Annotated in this window: 19 protein-coding genes; 6 read left to right on the top strand and 13 right to left on the bottom strand. The window is 69.5% G+C overall.

Annotation, left to right across the window (positions count from 1 at the left end; genetic code table 11):
* Positions 1-105: 105 nt before the first annotated feature.
* The 3 genes from ABZ664_RS35660 to ABZ664_RS35650 form a co-directional block, all read right to left on the bottom strand.
* Positions 106-1,275, bottom strand: a complete 1,170-nt coding sequence (locus tag ABZ664_RS35660) for a homogentisate 1,2-dioxygenase domain-containing protein (RefSeq protein WP_362520662.1) — start codon at positions 1,273-1,275, stop codon at positions 106-108.
* Between the two features lie 229 nt (positions 1,276-1,504).
* The gene (locus ABZ664_RS35655) at positions 1,505-1,957 is read right to left on the bottom strand and encodes a DUF1801 domain-containing protein (RefSeq protein WP_362520487.1); all 453 of its coding nucleotides are present in this window, start codon (positions 1,955-1,957) and stop codon (positions 1,505-1,507) included.
* Between the two features lie 174 nt (positions 1,958-2,131).
* Complete coding sequence (locus tag ABZ664_RS35650; RefSeq protein WP_362520484.1) at positions 2,132-2,488, bottom strand: VOC family protein; 357 nt, start codon at positions 2,486-2,488, stop codon at positions 2,132-2,134.
* Between the two features lie 160 nt (positions 2,489-2,648).
* Between ABZ664_RS35650 and ABZ664_RS35645 the strand changes: the two genes are divergently transcribed.
* Positions 2,649-5,486 (top strand): LuxR C-terminal-related transcriptional regulator, encoded by a 2,838-nt coding sequence (locus tag ABZ664_RS35645; RefSeq protein WP_362520481.1) that lies wholly within the window; start codon positions 2,649-2,651, stop codon positions 5,484-5,486.
* Positions 5,487-5,523: 37 nt separating this feature from the next.
* On the opposite strand, the gene nhaA is transcribed toward ABZ664_RS35645, so the two are convergent.
* The 3 genes from nhaA to ABZ664_RS35630 form a co-directional block, all read right to left on the bottom strand.
* Complete coding sequence (gene nhaA / locus ABZ664_RS35640) at positions 5,524-6,840, bottom strand: Na+/H+ antiporter NhaA (RefSeq protein ID WP_362520478.1); 1,317 nt, start codon at positions 6,838-6,840, stop codon at positions 5,524-5,526.
* 250 nt (positions 6,841-7,090) lie between these two features.
* Entirely contained in the window at positions 7,091-7,903 is an 813-nt protein-coding gene (locus ABZ664_RS35635; protein WP_362520475.1) for an SAM-dependent methyltransferase, read from the bottom strand.
* Positions 7,904-8,027: 124 nt separating this feature from the next.
* Positions 8,028-8,660, bottom strand: a complete 633-nt coding sequence (locus tag ABZ664_RS35630; RefSeq protein WP_362520472.1) for a helix-turn-helix domain-containing protein — start codon at positions 8,658-8,660, stop codon at positions 8,028-8,030.
* Positions 8,661-8,942: 282 nt separating this feature from the next.
* Between ABZ664_RS35630 and ABZ664_RS35625 the strand changes: the two genes are divergently transcribed.
* The gene (locus ABZ664_RS35625; RefSeq protein WP_362520469.1) at positions 8,943-9,308 is read left to right on the top strand and encodes a response regulator; all 366 of its coding nucleotides are present in this window, start codon (positions 8,943-8,945) and stop codon (positions 9,306-9,308) included.
* A gap of 60 nt (positions 9,309-9,368) precedes the next feature.
* Here the strand turns inward: ABZ664_RS35625 and ABZ664_RS35620 are convergent, their stop codons facing one another.
* Complete coding sequence (locus tag ABZ664_RS35620) at positions 9,369-10,028, bottom strand: response regulator transcription factor (protein WP_362520466.1); 660 nt, start codon at positions 10,026-10,028, stop codon at positions 9,369-9,371.
* 176 nt (positions 10,029-10,204) lie between these two features.
* Between ABZ664_RS35620 and ABZ664_RS35615 the strand changes: the two genes are divergently transcribed.
* On the top strand, positions 10,205-12,076 hold the full coding sequence (locus tag ABZ664_RS35615; RefSeq protein WP_362520462.1) for a DUF4118 domain-containing protein: 1,872 nt from the start codon (positions 10,205-10,207) through the stop codon (positions 12,074-12,076).
* A 59-nt stretch (positions 12,077-12,135) separates the two neighbouring features.
* Here the strand turns inward: ABZ664_RS35615 and ABZ664_RS35610 are convergent, their stop codons facing one another.
* Complete coding sequence (locus ABZ664_RS35610) at positions 12,136-12,882, bottom strand: HAMP domain-containing sensor histidine kinase (RefSeq protein ID WP_362520459.1); 747 nt, start codon at positions 12,880-12,882, stop codon at positions 12,136-12,138.
* 458 nt (positions 12,883-13,340) lie between these two features.
* Between ABZ664_RS35610 and ABZ664_RS35605 the strand changes: the two genes are divergently transcribed.
* Positions 13,341-14,651 carry a hypothetical protein gene (locus ABZ664_RS35605; protein ID WP_362520456.1) on the top strand — a complete coding sequence of 437 codons (1,311 nt, stop codon included), beginning with the start codon at positions 13,341-13,343 and terminating at the stop codon, positions 14,649-14,651.
* A 22-nt stretch (positions 14,652-14,673) separates the two neighbouring features.
* On the opposite strand, the gene ABZ664_RS35600 is transcribed toward ABZ664_RS35605, so the two are convergent.
* Both ABZ664_RS35600 and ABZ664_RS35595 read right to left on the bottom strand, forming a co-directional pair.
* Positions 14,674-16,350: a hypothetical protein gene (locus tag ABZ664_RS35600; protein ID WP_362520453.1), complete on the bottom strand. Its 1,677-nt coding sequence runs from the start codon at positions 16,348-16,350 to the stop codon at positions 14,674-14,676.
* 689 nt (positions 16,351-17,039) lie between these two features.
* On the bottom strand, positions 17,040-17,255 hold the full coding sequence (locus ABZ664_RS35595; RefSeq protein WP_350945705.1) for an EF-hand domain-containing protein: 216 nt from the start codon (positions 17,253-17,255) through the stop codon (positions 17,040-17,042).
* A gap of 200 nt (positions 17,256-17,455) precedes the next feature.
* On the opposite strand from ABZ664_RS35595, the gene ABZ664_RS35590 reads away from it, so the two are divergent.
* Complete coding sequence (locus tag ABZ664_RS35590; protein WP_362520449.1) at positions 17,456-17,779, top strand: hypothetical protein; 324 nt, start codon at positions 17,456-17,458, stop codon at positions 17,777-17,779.
* 379 nt (positions 17,780-18,158) lie between these two features.
* On the opposite strand, the gene secD is transcribed toward ABZ664_RS35590, so the two are convergent.
* Positions 18,159-20,435: a protein translocase subunit SecD gene (gene secD, locus ABZ664_RS35585; RefSeq protein ID WP_362520446.1), complete on the bottom strand. Its 2,277-nt coding sequence runs from the start codon at positions 20,433-20,435 to the stop codon at positions 18,159-18,161.
* A 208-nt stretch (positions 20,436-20,643) separates the two neighbouring features.
* Positions 20,644-21,036, bottom strand: a complete 393-nt coding sequence (locus tag ABZ664_RS35580) for a hypothetical protein (RefSeq protein ID WP_362520443.1) — start codon at positions 21,034-21,036, stop codon at positions 20,644-20,646.
* Between the two features lie 117 nt (positions 21,037-21,153).
* Between ABZ664_RS35580 and ABZ664_RS35575 the strand changes: the two genes are divergently transcribed.
* Complete coding sequence (locus tag ABZ664_RS35575) at positions 21,154-22,815, top strand: alpha-amylase family protein (protein WP_362520440.1); 1,662 nt, start codon at positions 21,154-21,156, stop codon at positions 22,813-22,815.
* A gap of 77 nt (positions 22,816-22,892) precedes the next feature.
* Here the strand turns inward: ABZ664_RS35575 and ABZ664_RS35570 are convergent, their stop codons facing one another.
* A complete protein-coding gene (locus ABZ664_RS35570) occupies positions 22,893-23,309 on the bottom strand; it encodes a VOC family protein (RefSeq protein ID WP_362520437.1) in 417 nt (138 codons plus the stop codon).
* Positions 23,310-23,563 lie beyond the last annotated feature (254 nt).

Here is a 23,563-nt window from a genome sequence, read left to right as displayed (position 1 = left end):
TCGGGCCGGAGACCGTATCCGTGTTCGTGGTCACGTCCGGGGGCGCGCCCGCGTTCGTGTCCCGGCCTCGGGCCGCGTCCGGAGGCGGGTCCGGGTCCGCGTTCGTCAACGGGCCCACGTCCACGCGTAGGCGGGGTCCTCCACGGAGAGCCCGGCGGGACCAAGGTCGAGGGGGCGGAAGGTGTCGACCATCACGGCCAGTTCGCTCGTCTGCGTGTGGCCCTGCCGGACCGCCTCGATGACGGCTTCGACGGCGCCCGGCTGCGGGCCGTGCGTGAATCCCGCCGGGTGCAGGGAGACCGAGCCGACGTCGATGCCCGATCCCCTGCGCGCCGTGTAGTCGCCGCCCGCGTAGAACATCAGCTCGTCGGAGTCGACGTTGTGGTGGTTGTACGGGATCGGGATCGCGTCGGGGTGGAAGTCGAGCGGCCGTGGGCAGAACGAGCAGATCACGAAGTTGGGACCCTCGAAGGTCTGGTGCACCGGCGGCGGGGCGTGGGTGCGCTTCACGATCGGCTCGAAGTCGTTGATGTTGAACGCGTACGGGTAGAGGCAGCCGTCCCAGCCGACCACGTCGAACGGGTGGTCGCGGTAGACCAGCCGGGTGAGCCCGCCGCGCGTGCGGACGAGCACCGGCACCTCCTCACCCTCGGCGATCAGGGGCTCCTGCGGGGTGCGCAGGTCGCGCTCGGAGTAGGGGGCGTGCTCCAGAAACTGGCCGTATTTGGACAGGTAGCGCTTGGGCGGCCGGATGTGGCCGGCCGCCTCGATGGTGAACGCCGTGACGCGACCCCTCGGCACCCACCGGTGGATCGTCCCGGTGGGGACGACGACGTAGTCACCCTCCCCGGCCTCGATCGCCCCGTACGTCGACTCGAACCTGACCTGCCCGCTCGCGATGTAGACGCACTCGTCGCCCATGGAGTTGCGGTAGAGCCCGCTGGGTTCCTCGCTCGCGGCGTACGACATGCGGACGTCGGCGTTCCCGGCGATCAACCCGCGTCCGGAGACGAGGTCGCCCTGGGGCTTGAGGTCCTGGGTACGCAGGTGGCGGGGGGAGAGCGGCACGTTGGGGGTGAGGTTTCTCGACTCGTCGGGCTCGACGGCCTCGGCCTTGACGATCGCCGTGGGGAGGTGGCGGTGGTAGAGCAGCGACGAGTCGCTGGAGAACCCCTCCTCGCCCATCAGCTCCTCGGCGTACAGCCCGCCGTCGGGCCGCCGGAACTGCACGTGCCGCTTGCGGGGGATCTCCCCTACGACCCGGTAGTACGGCATCCACTTCTCCCAGCTCTGTCCGTTTATAGGACGCATACGTCCTTTATACGAACAACCATCTGTCAGGGGGATGGTAGATGTCAAACATCGTCCGAGGGTGTTCGTCCCGTGGAGGGAATCTCACCTCCGTCGGCGCCGCCCCGGTGACGTACGCGAGGCGACGCCATTCGAGCGAAGTGACGTATGACCCGACTTGGCGTAATTCGGTGCGCACATTCCCAGGCGCGCCTCAGCTCACCGCCTGCTTCACCAGCGCGCTGATCCGCGCCTCCACCTCGGCCGTCACCTCGGTCAGGGCGAAACCGGCAGCCCACATCGTGCCGTCGTCCAGGTTCGCCTGGTCGCTGAACCCGAGCGTCGCGTAGCGTGTCCTGAACTTGGCCGCGCTCTGGAAGTGGCACACGATTTTGCCGTTCAGCGCGTAGGCGGGCATCCCGTACCAGAGCTTCGGCGCGAGGGCCGGGGCGTCGGCGGTGATGACGGCATGGACGCGCTGGGCCAGGATCCGGTCCGATTCCTGCATTTCGGCGATCTTCGCGAGCACGTCCCGCTGGTCCTGCGCCGCCTTGTCCGCGCGTGAGCTGCGGCGCGCCGCGTTCTTCCGCTCTTGGGCATGGTCCTTCATCGCGGCCCGCTCCTCGGCCGTGAATCCCTCGTACGTGCTGCTTTCGGTGCTGCTCATGGCGGATCTTCTCCTTGAGGATCTTGATTTTCGGGATCTTGAGAAGGGACCTTGTGGTCCTTTGTCGTGATGACGCCGTCGAGGTCGTCTCGCCGCCCGCCTCAGACGGATGCGATCTCCCACACGAACCCGTCGGCGCCGCCGAGCGGCGGACGCGTCAGGGGTGGGCGGCGATCAACGGTCCTGCAGAAGCCCCAGGACATTGCCGTCGGGGTCGATGACGGTGGCCACCAGGCGTCCGCCGCCGACCTCGTGCGCGGCCTCCTGGACGGTGGCCCCCGCGGCGATCACCTCGGCCAGCTTCGCTTCGATGTCCGGCACGTGCCAGTAGGCCACCGGCGAGGTCATGCCCTGCGGTCCACCGCCCGGCACCAGCCCGATGTGCTGGCCCTCAACCTCGAAGCCGACGTAGTAGGACGAGTCAACCTGAGGCGGGACACCGAGCAGGGCCGCATACACCGCCTTGGCCTTGGCCAGGTCGGACACCGGGTGCAGCACGGTCTTGATTCCCCGGGCGAAAGAGCCGGTCATGGTCACTCCTGTGGTTGTGGGCCTCATCGACCCGCTGTTCGCGTGTTCACAGCTTTGCTTCCGGCCTGCCGGGCCGGCATCCGTGGCGACCACGGAACCGTCCACGGACCGACGGCACGGATCGCGCCCAGTGGCCACTACGGATGAGAGCACGGAGGGGATGCGGCAATATGTGACAGTGATTGCGGCAACGGACATATCGCCCCGGGAAGCCGAAGTGTTGGAACTGGTCGGGGCCCATCTCAGCAACGCCGAGATCGGGGCACGGCTGCACATCTCGGTGCGTACCGTGGAGAGTCACGTCTCCTCGCTGCTGCGCAAGCTGGAGGTGCCGGATCGGCGGGCGCTCGCCCGCCGCGCGTCCGAGCCGATCGGCGTCGGCCCCTCTCACCCTGCACCGGTTCTGCCGGCCCCGCTGACCTCGTTCGTCGGCCGGGTGAGCGAGCGGGCCGAGCTGGCCGAGCTGATCAAGGCACACCGTCAGGTGACCGCGGTCGGTTCCGGCGGAGTTGGCAAGACGCGGCTGGCGTTGGCGGTGGCCGCGGAAGCAGCCGGCGAGTACGCCGACGGGGTGTGGTTCGTCGACCTGGTTCCGGTCACCGATCCGGATCTGATCGCCACGGCGGTCGCCGGGGCGCTCGGCCTCGGTGAGCAGCCCGGCCGCGACATGACCGAATCCGTGCTCGCCGCGCTGGCCGACCGCCATGCGCTGCTGGTGCTGGACAACTGCGAGCACGTGGTGGACGGGGTGACGCTGTTTCTCGAGCGGCTGCTGGCGACGTGCCCTCGGGTGACGGTGCTGGCGACCAGCCAGGCACGGCTGATGGTGCCGTTCGAACGGGTGTATCCGGTCCCGCCGCTGTCGCTGTCCGTCGACGGTGAGTCCGACGCGGTCGCACTGTTCAGGGAGCGGGCGGCGGCGGTGGGCCGGTCGCCGGATCCCGCACTGCGCGATCAGATCGCCTCGATCTGTGAGCGGCTGGATGGGATGGCGCTGGCGATCGAACTGGCCGCCGCCCGGTGTTCCACGCTCGGGCTGGACGGCATCAACGCGGCCCTGTCCCATCCGCTGCGGATGCTGACCGGCGGCTCCCGTGCCGATGAGCGGCACCGTTCGGTGCGGGGGGCGCTGGACTGGAGCCATGCTTTGCTGGAACCGGCCGACCGGGCGCTGCTGCGCCAGGTGTCGGTGTTCGTGGCACCGTTCACCGCCGCCGCGGCGGCGGAGGCAGCCGGATGCGAGGAAGGCATCGTCGCCGAGGGACTGGCCCGGCTGGCCGAACACAGCCTGCTGGTGGTGACGGGGTCCCCGAGCGGGACCAAGTACCGGGCGTTGGAGACCATCCGTCAGTACGGGGTGGAGCAGCTGGCCGAGGCCGGTGAGCTGGTCGACGCCCGATCCCGGCACGTTCGCTGGTGCCTGACCAAGGCCGCCGAGCTGGCGGTGGTGCGAGCCGACTGGCGGGCTCGGTTCGACGCGGTGGTGGACGATCTACGCGCGGCCCTGGCGTGGGCGGCCGACCGGCCGGAACAACGCACGGACGCGTACCGCCTCGCTCGGTTCATGGCGGAGTTGACCTTCGTCCGTCACCTGATCGGCGAGTCCCAGGGACGCTATGAGCAGGCCGCCGCGCTCGCCGACGACCCCGCCGCCGGGGCGTCGATGCTCAGGCACGCCGCGGCCGTGGCCGGCTGCCGGATGCACGGTGATGACATGCACCGTCTGCACCGCGCGGCTGCGGACGCCGCCGGCCGGTCCGGTGACACCGCCGGCGCCGCCCGTGACCTGGCGACCGCCGCCGCCAACGCCTACCGGTTCTCCGGAAAGTTCGTCCGGAAGCTGCCACAGGAGGAGGCGATCACGCTCATCGCCCAGGCGCGAGAGCTGGGCGGCGACGACCCGGCCGCCCAGGGCGCGGTGGCGCTGGCCGAGGCCGGGCGGGCGCTCACCGAGATCGGTGTCGCACCGGGCATGAACGACAACGCGATTCTCGTGGCGATCGCACGCGCCGAACGAGCGGTCGAACTCGCTCGCCGTACGGGTGACCCGCTCGCCGAGTCCGCCGCGCTCGATACGCTCACCTGCGCCCAGAGCTGGGCCGGCGACCCGTTCGCCGCCGCCGACTCGGCCCGGCGCCGGATCATGCTGCTCTCGTCCACACCGGATACCCCGGCCGGTACCCACGAGCTGATCGAGGCGCTTGGTGAGGTCACCGAGGCCGGCCTCGGCACCGGCGACCTACCGGGGGCCCGCCGGTGGGCACGGCGACTCGCGGATCATCCGCTGCTGGCGGAAGTCGGCCATCGTGCCACGAGCTGGCTCCTTGTGGCCGACGCGATGGTGGGCAACGTCGAGGAGGTACTCACGGGCAGTGTCCGGTTCCTCGACGCGTGGCAGCAAGCCGGCAGCCCCGCCAGGTCCGTCCTCGGCCCGCCGGCGGCCGCGGTGGCGATGATCCACGGCCTACGCGACGACCAGGACGCCTGGCGCGAATGGAGCACGGTCCTGAATCAGCTCGATTCCTCACCGGGGAACACCTACGGCTACGGGGCGGTCTTCGACGCGATGCTCCTGCTCCACCGTGGGCAGGCACCACAGGCGCTGGAGCGGCTGGGGCCTGAGCCCGGCGAGGTATGGCAATGGGTCACCTGGATCTGGCTTCACTGGTATGTGGCGCTGCGTGCCGAAGCCGCCGTACTCGCCGGGAGTTCCGATGCCTGCGACCGTCTGGCCGAGGCTCGGACCGTCGTGGCCGGCAACCCGGTCGCCACTGCCATTGTGGAACGGGCCCAAGCGCTGCTCGACAACGACCGGGAGCGGTTGCTCGCCACGGCAGACGCGTTTGACGCCGCCGGCTGTCGTTATCAGTCGGCGCGGACCCTGGTGCTCGTCGGCGGCGACCACGCCGCCCGTGGCGCGGCCGCGCTGATCGATCTCGGTTTCGCCCCGATGGCCCCACCGGATGCGCCCCGAAGCCGTTTGCCGGTTCGATCTTGAGTACGGCCTGCCCGAGGTGTCGCCGGCAGGCGTCCTCTCAGGGGCGCTGCTGGTAGGCGTCGGGGATGCCGTCGCCGTCACGGTCGACGGTCTCGGCCTCGTGGATGCGCCGGTAGACGCGATTGCGCATGCGGAGGATGAGTGTCGCCAGCAGGGCCGCGACGAGGGAGCCCGTGAGGACCGCCACCTTGACGTGGGCGTCGCTCTCGCTGCCGGCCCCGAACGCCAGCTCCCCGATGAGGAGGGAGACGGTGAAGCCGATGCCGCCGAGTATCGCGAGCCCGGCCACGTCCACCCAGGTCAGGCTCTCGTCCAGGTCGGCGTGGGTGAAGCGGGCCACCAGCCAGGTCGCGGCCATGATCCCGATGGGCTTGCCGACCACGAGCCCGATGACGATGCCCACCGCGATCGGGTCGGTGAGGGCGGAGGCGAGGCCGCTCAGGCCGCCGATGGCCACCCCCGCCGACATGAACGCGAAAATCGGCACGGCCACCCCGGCCGAGATCGGTCGCATGCGGTGCTCGAAGTGCTCGGCCAGGCCGGGGCCGGCGCTGGGGCCACCGGCCCGCTCGCTGCGGACGACCGGCACGGTGAAGGCGAGCAGCACCCCGGCGACGGTGGCGTGCACACCCGAGGCGTGCATCAGCGCCCAGGTCGCGGTGGCGAGCGGTAGCAGCAGCCACCAGGCACGCACCCGGCGCCGCACCAGCAGGGCGAAGATCGCCAGCGGCACCAGCATGCCCAGCAGGGGCAGCAACGACAGGTGCGCGGTGTAGAAGAGCGCGATGATGGCGATGGCGAGCAGGTCGTCGACCACGGCCAGGGTGAGCAGGAAGGTGCGCAGCGCCGTGGGCAGGAACCGGCCGACGACCGCGAGCACGGCCAGCGCGAAGGCGATGTCGGTGGCCGTCGGGATCGCCCAGCCCTTGCCCGCGTAGTCGGCCGCGTCGCTGGAGAGGGTGACGAGCAGATACAGCCCGGCCGGGACGATCACACCGCCGAACGCCGCCGCGACCGGCACCGCCGCCCGCCGCACTTGGCGCAGGTCACCGGCGACGAACTCACGTTTGAGCTCCAGCCCGGCCACGAAGAAGAAGATCGCCAACAGCCCGTCGGCGGCCCAGGTGGCGAGGGTCAGATCCAGGTGCAGGGCCGCGGGCCCGATCCTGATGGCGCGCAGCGCCTCGTAGGCGCCCGACCAGGGGGAGTTCGCCCAGATCATCGCCGCCACCGCGCCGACCAGCAGCAGCGCTCCGCCGACGGTCTCCCCGCGCAGGATGTCGGCGATGCGGCGGGCCTCGTCCCACGAGCCGCGGCTGAACAGGCGAGGTGTGCCGGGAGAGGTGTTGCCCATGTGAGCTCCGCTTCAGGGGTCGGGTCGGACACTGCCGACCAGACTTCCCGGCGCACCGCCGTTCACCATACCCGTGGGCTCGGCGGAACCGGGTGGAGGGTGCCCCGTGTCAGGGCCGCCTGTGGCGCGGGTGCCCGGAGGTCGTCCGCGGTAGGGGGCCCGCGCCACGGTGATCCCGAGGTTCAGGGCCGTCGTGGCGCGGTCGCACGCGGTCGCACGCGGTCCGGCGGGCCTGAGGGGCAGGGCCTGCTCAGGGCTTGCGGCCCACGGCGCAGAACTCGTCCACCTCGCGGAGGCCGCCGACGATCGACGGTCCCGGACGCCAGAGCGGGCACGAGACCACGCCGGGTTCTACCGGTTCCAGCCCTTCGAAGTAGCTCTCGATCTGCTCGGGGCTGCGGAGGGTGTACGGGACCGAGCCGGCCTCGTTCCAGATGGCGATGGCCTTCTCGAACTCCACACCTCGGATCACGTTGGTGCCGTCGGCGACCGCCAGGTAGCTGCCGGAGGGCAGGGCGGCGAGCAGGCGGCGTGTGATCGTCCGTCCCTCTTCGATGTCGGTGATGTGACCCAGGATGTTCATCAGCATCAGCCCGACGGGCCTGTCGAAGTCCAGGGTGTTCCCGGCGGCCTCCAGGATCCTGTCGGGGTCGCGCAGGTCGGAGTCGATGTACTCGGTCGCGCCCTCGGAGGTGCCCGTCAGCAGGGCGCGGGCGTGCGTGAGCACCATGGGGTCGTTGTCGACGTAGACGATGCGCGCGTCCGGGGCGACCCGCTGGGCGACCTGGTGGGTGTTGTCGGCGGTGGGCAACCCGGTGCCGATGTCGAGAAACTGACGGATCCCGCCCTCGCCGGCCATGTACTCGACGGCGCGGGAGAGGAATGCCCTGGACGAGCGAGCAATATCGACGATGTCAGGAAAAATCCCGACGAACTGGTCGCCGATTTCGCGGTCGATGGCGTAGTTGTCCTTGCCGCCGAGCCAGTAGTTCCAGATGCGGGCGGAGTGGGCCACGCTGGAGTTGATCGTGGAGGCATTGTGCGGGGAGGTCTCGTCGGACACGACCTGCTCTTTCTCTGATGCAGGGGAAGGAAGATCCTATTTTGCCATCTTGCCGGTTCCGTGCCGCTCTTGTCCGCATTTGTCTATTTATTTGATTATTTAGCTGGCCGATGGTGAGGAAACCTCAGGTCAGCGAGGCGGACAGCTCCTCGGCGGCGGCGACGACCCGGGGCCCCACGGTGTCCGGGTCGAGCCGGGTGAAGGCGACCACGCCCACCGACGCCTCCAGCCAGGGGAGACCGGCCACCGGGGCGGCGATGCCTCTCGCCCCCTCCTGGAGCTGACCCTCGGAGAGCAGATAGCCGGTGCGGCCCTCGCGCAGGGCGAGGATGGCCAGTCCCGCCGCACCCCGGCTCAGCGGGTGGCGGGAGCCCTCGCGGTAGGCGACGTGCATGTTCGTCCAGGAGGGTTCGACCACCGCCACGGCGAGGCCGTCGTCGCCCTCGGCCACCGTGAGGTGCGCGGTCGCCCCCACCTCCTCGGCCAGCCCGCGCAGGGCGGGGAGGGCGCCCTCCCGCAGCAGCGGCTGCACCGCACGGGCCAGGACGAGGACCCCGAAGCCCAGGTGGACCCGCCCGCCACCGTCCCTGCGGACGAAGCCCTCGTTCTGGAGGCTGGTGAGCAGCCGGTACACCGCCGGGCGGCTCAGCTCCAGCTCCGCCGCCAGCTCCGTGGGGGTGTGACCCCGCCGCCCGTCGGCGAGCAGGCGCAGCAGGCGCAGGCCGCGCTCCAGGGTCTGCGAGGATTCGGCCGGCATCTAGGAGGCCCGCTGGGCTGGAAGCATGTCCCGATTATCGCCCGGTATCCGGGATGCCCTCCTGCCGGGAACCCCGCTCGGGTGCGGGCCGGAGGCTCCTGCGAGGGCGGACGTCCCTGCAGAAGGTGGGGCCTTGCGGGGGCGTCCCGGCAGGAGGTGGGGTCTTGCGGAGCCGAACGTCCCGGTAGGGGGCAGGAGCCGGTGAACCGTAGAAGCACTCCCGCATCCGATTTTCCCGCTAGCTGCAATGTCAGGAAGCCGCCTCCCTGAAATCCTTGAGGCGTGGCCATACGCTGTCTCATCGTCGACGACAACGATCACTTCCGCTGCGCCGCCCGCGCGCTGCTCGAGGGGGAGGGGATCGCCGTGGTCGGCATGGCCGCAGCGAGCGACGAGGCCCTCCGGCAGGTCGACGACGCCCTGCCGGATGTCGCGCTCGTCGACATCGATCTCGGTGAGGAGAACGGCTTCGAGGTGGCCCAGCTACTCGTGGACGGTCGTCGCCGCCCTCCACACGTCATCCTGATCTCGACATACGAGGAAGGGGACCTCGAGGAGATGATCGCGAGCAGTCCCGCTGTCGCGTTCCTCTCGAAATCCGCCCTTTCCGGGGCGGCGATCCGTGAGATCCTCCAGGAGGCCGGGTAAGGAGGGGGATTTTCACCGGTGACATCGTGCTTTCGTGGCCGACGTCCTCGTGATCGTCTCTCAGCGGGAGTCGAGGAAGGTCAGCACGGCGAGAACGCGGCGGTGGTCGTCCTCCGTCCCCGGGATCTGCATCCTGGACAGGATGCTGTGCACGTGCTTCTCGACCGTCCCCTCGGTGATCCAGAGTTTGTGCGCGATGCCGGAATTGGAGCGCCCCTCGGCCATCAGGGACAGGACCTCCATCTCACGCGTCGTGAGAAGTCCCAGCGGGTCGTCCCGGCGATGGGACCTGATGAGCTCCTTCACGAGGCTCGGATCGACGACCGAGCCGCCCTGGGCGATGCGCTCAAGCGTCTCCACGAAGTCCTCCACGCCGGTGACCCGGCTCTTGAGCAGGTAGCCGACCCGATGCCCCGCCGCGAGAAGCTCCATCGCCTCCTCCACCTCGATGTGCGCCGACAGCAGGAGGATCCCCGTCTCGGGAAACTCCTCGCGGATCACCCGCGCCGCGTCAAGGCCCTCGTTGGTGTGGGTCGGGGGCATTCGGATGTCGAGAATGACGAGATCGGGCCGGTGCAGCCGGACGAGGGCGAGAACCCCCTCCGCGTCCCCGGCCTGGCCGACGACCTCCAGGCCCGACCGCGACATGAGGCTCGCCATCCCCTCGCGGAAAAGCACGTCGTCGTCCGCCAGCGCTATTCTTATGCGGTCCTCGCTCACCGTTCTCGCCTCCTTTCCCACTGGTTTTCGCCGCATTCTTGTTACAGAAACGGTCATGCTGGATCAAAGGATTTATTCCTTTGTCGCTCCGGGTGGCCGTCTATGCGCCGCCAGACCGGAATTCGGCCGGACAGGAGCCGTCAACCCCTCTCTGACATGCGAGTATCTTAGTCTCTATGCCGGAACGGCTGCTGTCGTTGTTGCTGCGCACAAAGCGTCCACCCCTCTCGTTGGGGATCATCTGTGTCGTCCTGAGTGTCGCGGCGGGAGTTCTGCTGTCTCTTCTCCTGGAGAGCATGGCTCCGGGCATTTCCCTGGGAGGGGTCTATCTTCTCGGCATTCTGCTGATCTCGCTGGAGTGGGGGCTGGGGCTGGGGCTGGTGAGCGTGGTCGCCAGCGCCGCCGCCTTCGACTACTTCAACCTTCCGCCCCCGGGGACCCTCTTGCTTGAGACACGCTGGCTCTGGGCCCCGCTCCCGATTTTCATCGTCGTCGCGCTGACGACCAGCGCGATCGCTGTACTGGCGCGCTCACTGGGCATCCGGGCGGAGCAGCGTCGTCGCGAGGCGGACCTTTCCACACGACTGGCCCACATCCTGTTGCGCGCGGAGAATCTGCGGGCGGCGCTGCCACCGGCCTCGCGTCTGCTGGCGGAGACGATGGAGGCGCCGAACGCGGAGATCCGGCTCGGGGAGGTGCCCGCGGATGAGGGAGGAGAGGCGATACCGCTCACGGAGAACGACGTCAGGACCGGCACACTGCTCCTGCCCGCCCGCCTTCCCGAGGCCATACGATGGCGCCTGCGTGAGCGGATGGTGCCCTCCCTGGAGGCGCTGCTGCTGGCGGCCCGTGATCGCGAGAACACCGGGATCGCCCTGGCGGCGAACCGTGACAAGCTCCGCCGGATCGCGGAGGAGCAGATGGCGCTGCGGCGCGTCGCGACACTCGCGGCGCAGGGCATCTCCTCGTCGGAGCTGTTCAGCGCGGTCGCCTTCGAGGTCGGGGCCCTCATGGAGGCGGAGCACGCGGCGATCACTCGCTACGACCCCGACCACGTGACGGTGGTGGGCTCGTGGAGCCGGCAGGACTGCTTGGAGAAGACGCTGCCGATCGGCTCGGAGTGGCCACTCGACGAGGTGAGCCTCGCGGCCATCATGATGAAGACGAGGCGTCCGGCACGAAGGACCGATTACGTGAAAGGCGCCGGGGCGATCGCGAGGTGGTCGAAGGCGGGAGGGATCGTCGCGGGGATGGGCGCTCCCGTGATCGTCGACGGGAGCCTGTGGGGCGGGCTGCTCATCTTCTCCAGCACCTCGCAAACGAAGTTCGAGGAGATGGAGGAACGCCTGCTGGACTTCGCCGAGCTGGTCGGTACGGCCATCATGAAAGCCCAGGCCCGCGCCGATCTCGCCGCCTCCCGCGCCCGGATCGTCGCCGCCTCCGACGCGACCCGCCGCCGCATCGAGCGCGACCTGCACGACGGAGCCCAGCAGCGCCTGGTCTCGCTCGGGCTCGAACTGCGCGCCATGGAGTCATGCGTTCCCCCGTCGATGACGGAGCTGAGGAAGCAGATCTCCCACACGGTCCACGGGCTGACCGGGGTCGTGAACGATCTGCAGGAGCTCTCACGCGGTATCCACCCGGCGATTCTCTCGAAGGGCGGGCTCGTGCCCGCGCTGAAGACGCTCGCGCGCCGCTCCGCCGTTCCCGTCGATCTCGAACTCGACTCCGTCCCGCGCCTGCCGGAGCGCGTCGAAGCGGCCGTCTACTACACGGCGGCGGAGGCGCTCACCAACGTGGTGAAGCACGCGCACGCCTCCGTGGTGTGCGTCACCCTGGGCATGAACGGATCGGGCATCCGGCTCTCGGTCCGCGACAACGGAAGCGGGGGAGCCGACTACGGCAAGGGGTCGGGGCTCATCGGGCTCAAGGACCGTGTCGAGACGCTCGGCGGCAAACTGAAGGTCGTGAGCAAGGACGGGGAAGGGACAGCGCTCTCGGTGACGGTGCCGGTGGTGACGGTGCCGGTGGTGACGACGCCTTCGTGACGGTGCCGAAGGGCGATCACGGCTCGCCGGTGACGGGCGAAGGGAGATCGGGCCCGGCATCAGAGGTGTGCGGACACCTGGTGATCGGCGAGCGGAAGGCGGAGGACGAAACGCGCGCCGCCCATGGCGGAGTCCTCCACGTCGATGGTTCCCCGATGGGCTGTGGCGATGTCACGGGCGATCGTGAGGCCGAGCCCGGTGCCTCCCTGGGTGCGGCAGCGTGCCGTGTCCAGGCGGGTGAACCGCTCGAAGATCCTTTCACGGTCGGCGGCGGCGATGCCCTCGCCGTCGTCGGCGACGGCGAGTTCGCCGTACTGGCCGTTCCTGCGCACCTCGACCAGCACCGCGTGCCTGGCGTGGCGCTGGGCGTTGTCCAGGAGATTGGCGAGGAGGCGGGTGATCTCCACGTCGACGACGTTCGCCCGCACACCGGGGACGACCCGCAGTCTTATGGGGACGCCCTTCCCGTGCCGGGAGACCGCGGCGCGGACCATTTCCCCCAGATCCACGTTGACGAACGAGTCAGGCGTGTTCGCCCCCACCTTGGCCAGCACCAGCAGGTCGGTGACGATCGTCTGGAGTCGGCCGACGCCCTCCAGCGCGTCGTCCAGAAGCTCGTCCAGCTCCGTCTCGTCGGGGTGTAGCCGTGCTTCTTCCAGGAGTGTCCGAAGCCCGGCGATCGGCGTGAAAAGCTCGTGCGAGGCGTCGGACACGAAGCGGCGCTGCTGGGTCAGTGAATGATCGATTCTGCTTCTGGCGCTTTCCAGCCGGTTCAACAGATTGCCGGTCGCCAGCGCGAGATACATGATCTCGTCTGCCCCTGGAAGGCCGTGGAATCCGTTGCTCGGATTCTTGGCACGCGGCGACATGAGAGTCCGTTTCGGTATGCGTCGAGGAGTGCTCTTTCGTCGACGGCGGTGGAGCCTCTCACCCACGGCTTGACGGCCGGGGGAGTCCTCCAGCTCTGGACAGTTACCCACGTCATCATCATTACCCGGCCCGTTGCCCGTCGTCTGCGCTGGCAGCCTCCGTTCGGCACCCCATGCCACCGGGCTCCGGACATTCCCGCTAGCCGTAATGCCCAGGTCCTCTCGCGGGGACGGTCCACGCAGGTGTGACGGGGGTGCCCGGTGTGATGGCTGGTATGGGTTCGACGGGATATATCGGAATGCTGATGATTCCCTGACCGGGGCTGTCGGGTCCACCGTGATCTGGGTAAAGTGCGGGTCGATCGTTTTGTCCAGTTTGCCGGGGAGTTCAGACCATGCGACTTACACTGCGCCGGGCCCTCGCCATGGGTGCCACGCTCGCGCTCGTCGGTGTCATGACCCCCGCGGCCGCGTACTCGCAGGACGATCCCCGCAGCTGTAACGACACGATGGGACCCGACACCCCGGCCTACGTCGTCTGCCACTGGCTGGCCAAGCCCGACGAGGCCCTCGGGGTCGCGCTGTTCTGGGGGGCCGACGACAACGCCAACCTCAAGGAGGCGACCCCGAGCGACGGCAAGTTCATCGACTGCTCGGCCGCCGGCTCGGTCTGCCCGGAGCCGCCCGGTGGTGGTTCCGAGGGCGACGAGAACTCCCCCTTCCCCGAGGGGGCCGGAGAGGGCGGCGTGCCCGAGTGCGAGGAAGGCCAGCCGTGCTCGGTCGACGGGCACGGTGAGGGCGGCGACGGCACGCCCTCCAGAGCCGAGCAGACCGGTACCTCCACCGCGAAGAACGTCCAGGATCCCGCGATCGCGGCCGCGGCACTCACCCCGGCCGGCCAGGCGATCACCGCGGCGAAGGCCCTGCAGCTGAGGGTCTGGATCGACACCGAGCTGGCCGACGACTGGAAGGCCGGCACCGAGACCTTCACCGCCGCCGTCAAGCGCATCGGCGCGCTGGCCGCGCGTCCCGAGGTCGCGGGCATCCGGTTCACCTCCCAGCTGGGCTACAACACCACGTTCACGACGAACGAGGAGGTCGCCGCGTTCGTCACCGCGGCCTCCGACGCCCTCCGCCAGGCCGCGCCCGGCAAGCGGCTGGGCATCCACACGGTGGTACCCGAGCTCGCCTGCGGCGCGAACGACACCTGCAAGGCCGAGATGCGCAAGCGGTACCCGCTGCTCACCCCCGAGAAGATCGAGTCTCCCCTGATCGCGGGCCGCGTCGACCAGATCTCCCTGGACACCGGCCTGCTGTACGGCGGCTACGACACCTGGAAGATCAACGCCGAGCAGGCCCACCTCAACCAGTGGATCCAGGTCCGCGCCCGGTCGTGGGACGTCCTCGCCCAGGTCGCCGCCGAGGAGACCGGGATCGTCGGCGAGGTGACCGCGGAGAAGGTCGTCTCCCGGCTCTCGGTGCCCGTCAAGGACAACGCCGCCCAGCAGGTGAACGTGTGGACGAGTGTCCAGGACGCCCAGGGCGCAGTGAAGAGGCTGACCGCCTGGGACCAGCTGAAGAAGCTCGCCCCGATCCAGCGCCGCCTCGCCGCCGTCTACAACCCGGCCAACCCCGAGACGGACATGACCGCCGACCTCAAGAAGCTCTCCGAGGTCTTCGGCCAGATCTATCTCAAGACCGCCTGACGCGTCGCGGCCCTTTCCGGCGTCACGTTCCCCCGAGATCGGCGAGATGCTCCATGGCGGTGAGGTCGATCTCCATCGCGCTCGTCCCGGGGGGCAGGCCCAGCGCCTGAACCGTACCGGGGCGCAGCTGGCCCGCATGGCCCAGCACGGCCTCGCCGACGAGGAGCTCCAGGCAGCGTCCCGGCAGCCAGGGCACGTACTCGGTGGGCCGCGTGACCAGCCCGGCCCCCATGACGTGCGCCGCCGTACGCGCGGCGTCGACCGCGCGGGCCCACGACGACTCGCCGGTGAGGGCGGCGGCGAGGTGCCTGGGCTGGGCGGGGATCGCGGCCTCCAGCGCGTCGAGCTGGGCGCCGGTGGGGCGGCGATCCGCGCTGGGGCGGGGCGGAGGGGCGTCGCTCGTGAGGGGTGCGAAGACCACTCCCTGCTCGAAGAGCGCGGGGACGAGGTTTCCCCGTTTGAGGTTCAGGCCGAGCGTCGTGAGCAGCCCGGGGAGAAGCGTGGTGCGCAGCGACGGCTCGCGCGGGCTGATCGGGTTCGTGAGCGTGAGCGTGGCGCGGCGCGGATCGTCGGGTGCCAGGCCGAAGGCGTCCCAGGCGGCGTCGCAGACGAAGGGGAAACCGGGTGTCTCGACGTATCCCGCTCTCGCCAGCGCGTGCCCGATCCGCCGCCGCAGGTCCTGTGACGGGGGCAGCCCTCCACCGGCCTCCCGTCTTCGGGTGCTCCCGGCGCGGTGGCCGCCGCGCGCCAGCGGGATGATCTCCATGTCGGGCACGGCCCGCGCGGCGGGCACGGCCCGCGTCATCGCCGTGTTCGTGACCCTGTCCAGGGGAAGGAGCATGGGCCGCGACCTGCCGGGGGCGAACCCGTCCATCTGAAGGGGAAAGCGGACGTCGCCGTCGACGACGTCGCGCATGTCCTTCAGCCCGTGCCGGAGCATCAACGTGCGCTCGATGCCCATGCCGAAGGCGAAGGCGCCGTATCTGTGCGGATCGACACCGCAGGCGGCCAGCACCCGGGGATGGACCATGCCGCACCCGCCCCACCCGATCCATCCCTCTCCACCGCACGTCCCGCACGGATCCGAAGGGGTGCCTTCCCGGAGAGCCCTCGCCGGGTCCTCCTTCGGGAGGTCACGGCAGACCGCGCACTCCACGTCCACCTCGGCCGACGGGTCGGCGTAGGCGAACCGGCGGGCGCGGAGCCGGGTCGCCGTGCCCCTGCCGAACATGGAGACGGCGAAGTGGTCGAGGGTCTTCTTCAGGTCGACCATGGTGAGGCCCACGTCGACGGCGAGGCCCTCGACCTGGTTGAACACCGGGCTGTGGGTGACGTCGGCCGCCTCGGGACGGAAGACGCGGCCCGTGCAGATCACGCGGAGGGGCGGGGGCGTGCCGAGCATCGCCCTCACCTGCACCGGTGAGGTGTGCGTACGCAGCAGGAGGCCCGACCTCCGGCCGGAGCCCGCGGGGTTCTCGATGTGGAAGGCGCGTTCTGGGGCGCGGGCGGGGTGGCCGTCGTCCATGTTGAGGGCGTCGAAGGCGAACCACTCGGCCTCGACCTCGGGCCCCTCGGTGACGTGGTAACCGAGGTCGAGGAAGAGATCGGTTATCTGCTCGGCCATGATGGTCACCGGATGCCTGGCCCCACGCGAGTCATGCGGCGCACTCCCGGCGCTGCCGCTGGATGCGCTCCTCATCTACTGTTTCTGCCTTCTTCCTCTGTGAGGCTTCCCGGGAGGGCCGGCTCTTGAGGCGGTCAGGCGAGAGCCGCCGGATCGCCTTCCGGTCGGGATGTGACGGGAAGCGAGCGGAAGCGCGGATCGTGGCGACCGGACGACCTCACGCGTGAGACGCGAGATCACCTTCTGGAAAGGGACGGGCGTGCGAAAACCGCTCGGGAACATCGGTGTTCACACGTCAATCCGAGCCTTCGCTACGCCTTGCGCTCATATGACTACCCAAAGTTATTGCCCGGTCAATGGCGCGTCAACATGCCACCAGGTCGGCGACGGGAACGGCGGCGAGGGCGGGGGGAAGGCCGGTGGGGGGGCGAGGGTGAGAGAGGCGGGGCGAGACGGGAGGGTGGGGTGGAACGGCGGGACCGGATCCGATCGGGGTGCCCCTGCCCGGGTGGGGTGGGGTGGGGTGGGCTGTCCCGATCGGATCCGGTTCGCCGACCGGTCCGGGGCCCGGTGTCCGGATCGGCTCCGGGGTGCCGGGGCCGACTCGGCCTGAGGTGTTCGGATCGGGTCCGAGTGCTCAGGTCGGTTCGGCCTGAGGTGTTCGGATCGGGTCCGTGGGCCGACCGACTCGATCTGAGATGTCGCGGGCGGGCCCGGGCGTTCAGGTCGGTTCGGCCTGAGGTGTCCGGATCAGGACTGGAAGGTCAGCTCGGCCGGGTCTGGGCGAGGTAGTCGGCGAACTCCTCCAGGGAGATGAGGCCGTCACCGTCCTGGTCGATCCTGGCGACGGCCGCCGCGGCCGCCTCCGGGGTGATCGGCTGGCCGAGCACCTCCATGAGTCTCGTCAGTTCGGGGATCGAGATGAGGCCGTCACCGTCAACATCAACGATCTTGAAAGTTGTCGCGTAGTCGTCCGCCACGATTGCATCCGCCTTCGGCAGCAGGGAAATCAGACGCCAAGCACACTAGCGGGATTCGAGGCACATCTTCCGATTGAAAGCGGAGTATTCACCCCGGAAGGGGGCGCCGCCGATTCGATCGGCGGCGCCCCCTTCGGTCCCGCGTCCCCTCACGTCGTCCCGCGTTCCGCCGGCGTCATACCTTAGGCGTGGATGCCGGTATGGACGCCGGCCGTGCGGGTGATGCGGATGTCGATGTGGACGGCCCGGTAAGGGCCGGGCGGGGGCGGGTGGACGGTCAGGCCCGTGCGCCGGCCATCGCCTGGCACGCCTCGGCGCATGCGCGGCAGGCGTTGGCGCACTCCTTCATCATCGTGTCGCTGCCCATGGACATGCACGCCTCGGCGCACTTGCTCGCGACCTTCGCGCACATCGCGGCCATCTCCATCGCCATCGGCGACTGGCGCATCATCATGTCCGCGCACATACGGGTTATGTCGGAGCAGTCCATGAGCGGTGCCATCATCGCCGTGTCGGCATGCTGACCCCCCTGCCTCAGGCAGTAGGACATGGTCTGCTCGCAACGGCTGTGGCTCTCCATGCAGGCATCGATGCACTTCTGCATCTGAGGGCTCATCTTCACCGCGTGACTCATACTTTCTCCCCGTTTTCGTGACCGGCATCGCTTTGACGGCCAAAGGTGTCGCAACAGGGTTGTGCCCCTGCCGGATACCTCTGCTCGCCGGGGAGTTCCGCCTTTAGCCGCAGATGGAAATAGTTTTGTGTATGAATTCACCCTTAATTTGTAGGGTTAACGGGAAAAAGGGGGCGGCGGTCCGAGCACCGTGCTCGGACCGCCGCCTGGCCTCCGTTCCCGGGTTCGTCCCGGGCCTCGGCCAGATCACCTCGGTCGGATCGCCGTTGTCAGACCACCGCGCCCGAACCCTCACGAGCCCGTTTCGGCCCCTTCTGCTTGGGCGGGGGCGGAGTGCCGGGGCTGCGCTTCTCCAGCTCGATGGCGAGCGGCCCCGCGACCAGCGCGGAGGAGAGCGTGCCGACGACGATTCCGATCAGCAGCGCCACCGCGAAGTCGGTGAGCGAGTCACCGCCGAGCACCGCGAGCGCGGCCAGGATGAACAGCGCGCCCAGGCCGGTGTTGACCGTACGGGGGATCGTCTGCAGGATCGAGGCGTTCGTCACCTCGGCGAACGAGGCCTTCGGCCGTGCTCCCCACAGTTCGCGGACCCGGTCGAAGACCACCACCTTGTCGTTGACCGAGTAGCCGATCACGGTGAGCATCGAGGCGAGGAACACCCCGTCCACCGGCTTGCCCATCCACGCGAACGCGCCGATCACGATCGCCGCGTCGGCGGCGAGGGCGAGCACCGCCGCCAGCCCGAACGTCCAGCGGAACCGGAAGGCGAGATAGGCGAGCTGCGCGGCGAGCGCGACCCCCAGTGCGATCAGCGCGTTGCGGCGCAGCTCGTCCCCGAGGCTCGGCCCGATGAGTTCGTCACGCTCCTTGGTGACCTGCGCACCCTGGCTCTCCAGCGCGTTCTCGATCCGCACCACCTCGGCGGGGCTGATCTGTCCGGTCCTTACGGAGATGTCGTCGCCGGAGGTCTGCACCACCGCGTTGGGGAACCCGGCCTCGCTGACGAGCGCGCGGGCGGCGTCGGCGGTCATCGGGGTGCTCGAGGAGTACTCCACGAGCCTGCCCCCGGTGAACTCCACGCCGAAGTTGATCCCTCGCACCGCCACTCCCGCCACGGAGGCGGCCACCAGCACGCACGTGACCAGGAGATACAGCGCGCGGCGGCCCATCAAGTCCGGCTTGTGCGTGTTCAGCCAGGTGCGGACACGGCCGATGCTGGACAGGCCGGTCATTCTGGGCCGTGAGGCCACGCCCTGGAGGGACACCGCCCACTGGGCTATGACGCGGGTGATGACCATCGCGGTGATCAGCGAGGCGATCACGCCGATGCTCAGTGTGACGCCGAAACCGCGTACCGGTCCGGACGCCAGGAAGAACAGCAGCCCGGCGGCGAGCAGCGTGGTGATGTTGGAGTCGGCCACCGCGCTCCAGGCGTTGCGGAAGCCCTTCTCCAGCGAGCCCCGCAGCCCCGGCTCCGCCTCGTACTCCTCCCGGGCCCGCTCGAAGACCAGCACGTTGGCGTCGACCGCCATGCCGATCGCGAGCACGAAGCCCGCCAGCCCCGGCAGGGTGAGTGTGGCGCCGAGCCCCACGAGCGCCGCGTACGAGATCAGCGCGTAGCAGGCGAGGGCGAAGGCGGCGATGAGGCCAACCAGCCGGTAGATCACGATGATGAACAGCGCGGTGAGCACGATGCCGATGACCGCGGCCTGGGCGCTGGCGGTGATCGCGGCGGCGCCGAGCGTCGGGCCGACGGTCCGCTGCTCGACGATCTCGACGGGCACCGGCAGCGAGCCGCCCTTGATCAGCAGGGCGAGGTCCGAGGCCTCCTCCGCGGTGAAGGTGCCGGTGATCTGGGTGGAGCCGCCGGCCAGGCCGACGTTGCAGCCCACGCTCTCGTTCACCTGGGGTGAGACGATCACCTTGGAGTCGAGCACGATGGCGACCCTGCGCTTGGGGTCGCCCGGCTGGTTACAGGCGGCCTGGCCGGTCAGCTCGGCCCACTCCGCACGTCCGCCGTCGCGGAAGTCGACGGTGACGAACCAGCCACTGCCCTGCTGGGCGTCGATCCCCGCCTGGGCGTCGCTGACGCCGTCACCGGTGAGTGCGGCCGGTCCCACGTGCAGCGGGTTGCCGTCCTCGTCGGGCAGGATCAGCTCGCCGTCCTTGGGCTTGGTCTCGTCGGCGGGGTTGGGGACGGCGATGACGGGGTGGAAGGTGAGCTGCGCGGTCTTGCCGATGACCTCGGCGGCCTTGGTCGGGTCCTGCACGCCGGGCAGTTCCACGATGATGCGCCGCTCGCCGGAACGGGCCAGCGGCGCGTCCGCGACGCCCAGGCCGTCGGCCCGGCGGCGGAGCACCTCAAGGGTGCGGTCGGTGGCCGCCGCGTCGGCCTTGACGGTCGGTGAGTCCTGGGTCTCCAGTACGAGCTGGGTGCCGCCGCGCAGGTCGAGACCGAGGCGCGGCGACATGGTTAAAGCGATGAACAGCGAGGTGGCGATGACGGCGAACGCCGCCACCGCGCGTACCAGCGGGGCACGCGACATGGAAGCCTCCACAGGCTGGGAAATTGTCCTCGGGAATGCCGGAGGTGCCTTTTCCTGGACGTCGGCATGTCTCGCGTACGGGAGAGACACCTTCCAGGCGCGACGGCCTCCGGAAGGACGACCTTCGAAAAGGCGGCCTTCTGCCCCTTGGGGGAAGGAAAGGCGTGCTCCGGGTACGGCGAAAGGCCCGGAAGGGCTCCGGGACGATTCAGCCGACGGTGGAGGCGGGTGGTGCGCGCCCCGGCCTGACGAGCAGGGCCGCGAGCGGACGGGTGTCGCCGTCGCGGGCCGGGCGCGTGCCCAGGCCGGTGGCCAGGGAGAGGTGCCGGAGGTCGGACGGCGGGGTCGCGAGCGGATGGCCGCCCCCGCCACCCAGCAGGCCGATCCCCGCGACGGAGAGGCCGGAGACGAGGGCGTTCCTGTGCCCGACGTCGGAGACCGGGCGGGAGGGCCGCTGATGCTCGCCGGAGACCTGGGCGACGGTGGAGTGCCGCAGGAGGACGGCGGCGGCGCCGCCCCCGCTCAGCCCTCCGGAGACGAGCATCGGCAGCAGGAGAGCGAGCAGCCAGCCGAAGGGCGCGCCGCGCCTCAGCTGTCGCATGATCTCCTCCTGGCCATTCCATCCACCGTAACGTGTCGGAGGCCCCGGGATCTCATCGACGTCGACCCAGTGTCAACGTTGTCCCATAAAAAGGTCAAGGGAGGGTAGTGCGGACGCATGCGCCTCACCTATACAGCTGATCTGTGGTGGAAGAACGCCGTCGTCTACTGCCTGGACGTGGAGACCTACAAGGACGGGAACGGTGACGGCATCGGTGATTTCCGGGGCCTCACCCAGGAGATCGACCATCTGGACCGGCTCGGGGTGACCTGCATCTGGCTGATGCCGTTCTACACCACCCCCAGCCGCGACGACGGTTACGACGTCAGCGACTTCTACTCGATCGATCCCCGTCTGGGCACCCTTGGCGACTTCGTGGAGTTCATGCGCACCGCCAGGGACCGGGGGATGCGGGTGATCGCCGACCTGGTGGTCAACCACACCTCCGACGAGCACCCCTGGTTCAAGGAGGCCCGCTCCAGCCGCGACTCCCTCAAGCGCGACTGGTACATCTGGCAGGACGAGCCCGACCCCGTCGACCCCAAGGCGATCGTCTTCCCCGACAAGGAGGACAGCCTCTGGGAGCTGGACAAGAAGACCGGCCAGTACTACTACCACAGCTTCTACAAGACCCAGCCCGACCTGAACACGGCGAACCCGCAGGTCCGCGACGAGATCGCGCGCATCGTGGGCTTCTGGATGGAGCTCGGCCTGTCGGGCTTCCGGGTGGACGCGGTGCCGTTCCTGATCGAGGAGATCAGCGGTGACCCGCACGAGTTCCTCGCCGACCTGCGCGCCTTCATGAACCGCCGCGACGGCTCCTCGATCCTGCTGGGCGAGGTGAACCTGCCCTACCCGGAGTTGCTGAAGTACTTCGGTGACGCGAGTAACGGCGACGAGGTCACCATGTGCTTCGACTTCATCGCCATGCAGCGCTTCTACCTGTCGATGGCCCGCCAGAACCCCGAAGCCCTCGCCGACGCCCTGCGCGACCGGCCGGACCCGCCCGACGACTCCCAGTGGGCGATGTTCGTCCGCAACCACGACGAGCTGACCCTGGACAAGCTCACCGAGGCGCAGAAGCACGAGGTCTTCGACGCCTTCGGCCCCGACAAGAACATGCAGCTGTACGACCGGGGCCTGCGCCGTCGCCTTCCTCCGATGCTCGGCGGCGACATGCGGCGGATCAAACTGGCCTACAGCGTGCTGTTCTCCCTGCCGGGCACACCGGTGCTCTTCTACGGCGAGGAGATCGGCCTCGGTGAGAACCTGAAGGCCGAGGGCCGGATGGCGGTCCGGATCCCGATGCAGTGGTCGGCGAAGGGCGGCTTCTCGCCCAACCCGAAGACCAAGGTCCCCTCGCCCGCCGGCAAGTTCGGCCCGCGCAACGTCAACGTCGAGGACCAGCGCCGCGACCCGGACTCGCTCCTCAAGTGGATCATGCTGCTGATCGAGCGCTACCGGGAGTCGCCCGAGCTGGCCTGGGGGAAGTACGAGATCCTGGACGCCGGTGACACGGCGGTGCTGGCCCACCGGGCCGACGCCGAGCGCGGCACCGTGGTCGCCGTCCACAACTTCGCCGACCGCGAGGCGAAGGTGGATCTCGTGCTCGAAGGCCTCGGCGACCGCGACATGCTGGTCGACATGCTGGTGGACGGCACCCTCGATCTGCCCGCCGACGGCCGGGTGAAGTTCACCCTGGAGCCGTACGGCACCCGCTGGCTCCGCACCTCCCTCCGCGACGCGGCGCCGGAGGAGACCTCGGTCAAGAGCGAGTGACCCGGCCGGGAGACCACCCCGGACCACGTCCTCCGGTGCCCCGTCCGGCGGGCCGTCCGCCCTGAGAGTCCGGGAGGCTAAGGGAGGTCCTGGGGGTCGGCGGCCTCTCCCAGCTCGGTGAAGAGCGTGAGCTGGAGCCCGGCCGGGCCCTCAAGGCGGGAGTTGAGCGAGTTCCACGGGGTCCGGACGGGTTCGGCGATCACCGTGGCCCCGGCCTCGGCCAGCTCCGCGGTGACGGCGGGCGAGTCGTCCACCTCGAACGCCACCCGGATGTGCCCGGCGACCCTCCGCCCCACCTCGACCCGGTCGATGAACTCCGCCTGCGGCGGATCGGCGATCTCCAGGGTGGCCCGGCCCGCCTCCAGGATCGTCACCCGGCCGTCGGGCGAGGAGTACGCGGCCCGCTCGGGCAGGCCGAGCACGTCACGGTAGAAGCGCAACGCCTCGTCGTAGTCGGCGGCGGTGACGACCAGGCGCAGCTCTCGAACGGTCATGACGGCTCCCATGGTGATCGCGGATCTCTTGACCACGACAGCACGACCACCCGCGTCCGGCATTCCCCGGATTGATCGTTGACCGGTGTTTCGCGTTCCTGCCGGTTCGTACACCGTCTACCGCGGGTGGTACGTGATGTGCCATGACTTCCTGATGCACCCGAGGCCGGGCTTCCACCACCCGAGCAGATAGGGAGCCCGCGGACGAGAGGACCCGAGGGGGCAGGGAGGGGGGAGGGGCAGGAGGGGATCGG

Source organism: Streptosporangium sp. NPDC006930 (genome assembly GCF_040635605.1).
Taxonomy (GTDB): Bacteria; Actinomycetota; Actinomycetes; order Streptosporangiales; family Streptosporangiaceae; genus Streptosporangium.
This window is presented reverse-complemented; position numbering and strand designations above follow the sequence as displayed.

What these genes read in the sequence shown, in the direction of transcription:
- ABZ664_RS35590 (WP_362520449.1), top strand. Translation starts at nt 17,456, where the DNA reads ATGGACGCCGGCCGTGCGGGTGATGCGGATGTCGATGTGGACGGCCCG.
- ABZ664_RS35575 (WP_362520440.1), top strand. Translation starts at nt 21,154, where the DNA reads ATGCGCCTCACCTATACAGCTGATCTGTGGTGGAAGAACGCCGTCGTC.
- ABZ664_RS35610 (WP_362520459.1), bottom strand. Translation starts at nt 12,882, where the DNA reads ATGTATCTCGCGCTGGCGACCGGCAATCTGTTGAACCGGCTGGAAAGC.
- ABZ664_RS35570 (WP_362520437.1), bottom strand. Translation starts at nt 23,309, where the DNA reads ATGACCGTTCGAGAGCTGCGCCTGGTCGTCACCGCCGCCGACTACGAC.
- ABZ664_RS35630 (WP_362520472.1), bottom strand. Translation starts at nt 8,660, where the DNA reads ATGCCGGCCGAATCCTCGCAGACCCTGGAGCGCGGCCTGCGCCTGCTG.
- nhaA (WP_362520478.1), bottom strand. Translation starts at nt 6,840, where the DNA reads ATGGGCAACACCTCTCCCGGCACACCTCGCCTGTTCAGCCGCGGCTCG.
- secD (WP_362520446.1), bottom strand. Translation starts at nt 20,435, where the DNA reads ATGTCGCGTGCCCCGCTGGTACGCGCGGTGGCGGCGTTCGCCGTCATC.
- ABZ664_RS35645 (WP_362520481.1), top strand. Translation starts at nt 2,649, where the DNA reads ATGCGGCAATATGTGACAGTGATTGCGGCAACGGACATATCGCCCCGG.
- ABZ664_RS35605 (WP_362520456.1), top strand. Translation starts at nt 13,341, where the DNA reads ATGCGACTTACACTGCGCCGGGCCCTCGCCATGGGTGCCACGCTCGCG.
- ABZ664_RS35655 (WP_362520487.1), bottom strand. Translation starts at nt 1,957, where the DNA reads ATGAGCAGCACCGAAAGCAGCACGTACGAGGGATTCACGGCCGAGGAG.
- ABZ664_RS35660 (WP_362520662.1), bottom strand. Translation starts at nt 1,275, where the DNA reads ATGCCGTACTACCGGGTCGTAGGGGAGATCCCCCGCAAGCGGCACGTG.
- ABZ664_RS35580 (WP_362520443.1), bottom strand. Translation starts at nt 21,036, where the DNA reads ATGCGACAGCTGAGGCGCGGCGCGCCCTTCGGCTGGCTGCTCGCTCTC.
- ABZ664_RS35615 (WP_362520462.1), top strand. Translation starts at nt 10,205, where the DNA reads ATGCCGGAACGGCTGCTGTCGTTGTTGCTGCGCACAAAGCGTCCACCC.
- ABZ664_RS35600 (WP_362520453.1), bottom strand. Translation starts at nt 16,350, where the DNA reads ATGAGGAGCGCATCCAGCGGCAGCGCCGGGAGTGCGCCGCATGACTCG.
- ABZ664_RS35650 (WP_362520484.1), bottom strand. Translation starts at nt 2,488, where the DNA reads ATGACCGGCTCTTTCGCCCGGGGAATCAAGACCGTGCTGCACCCGGTG.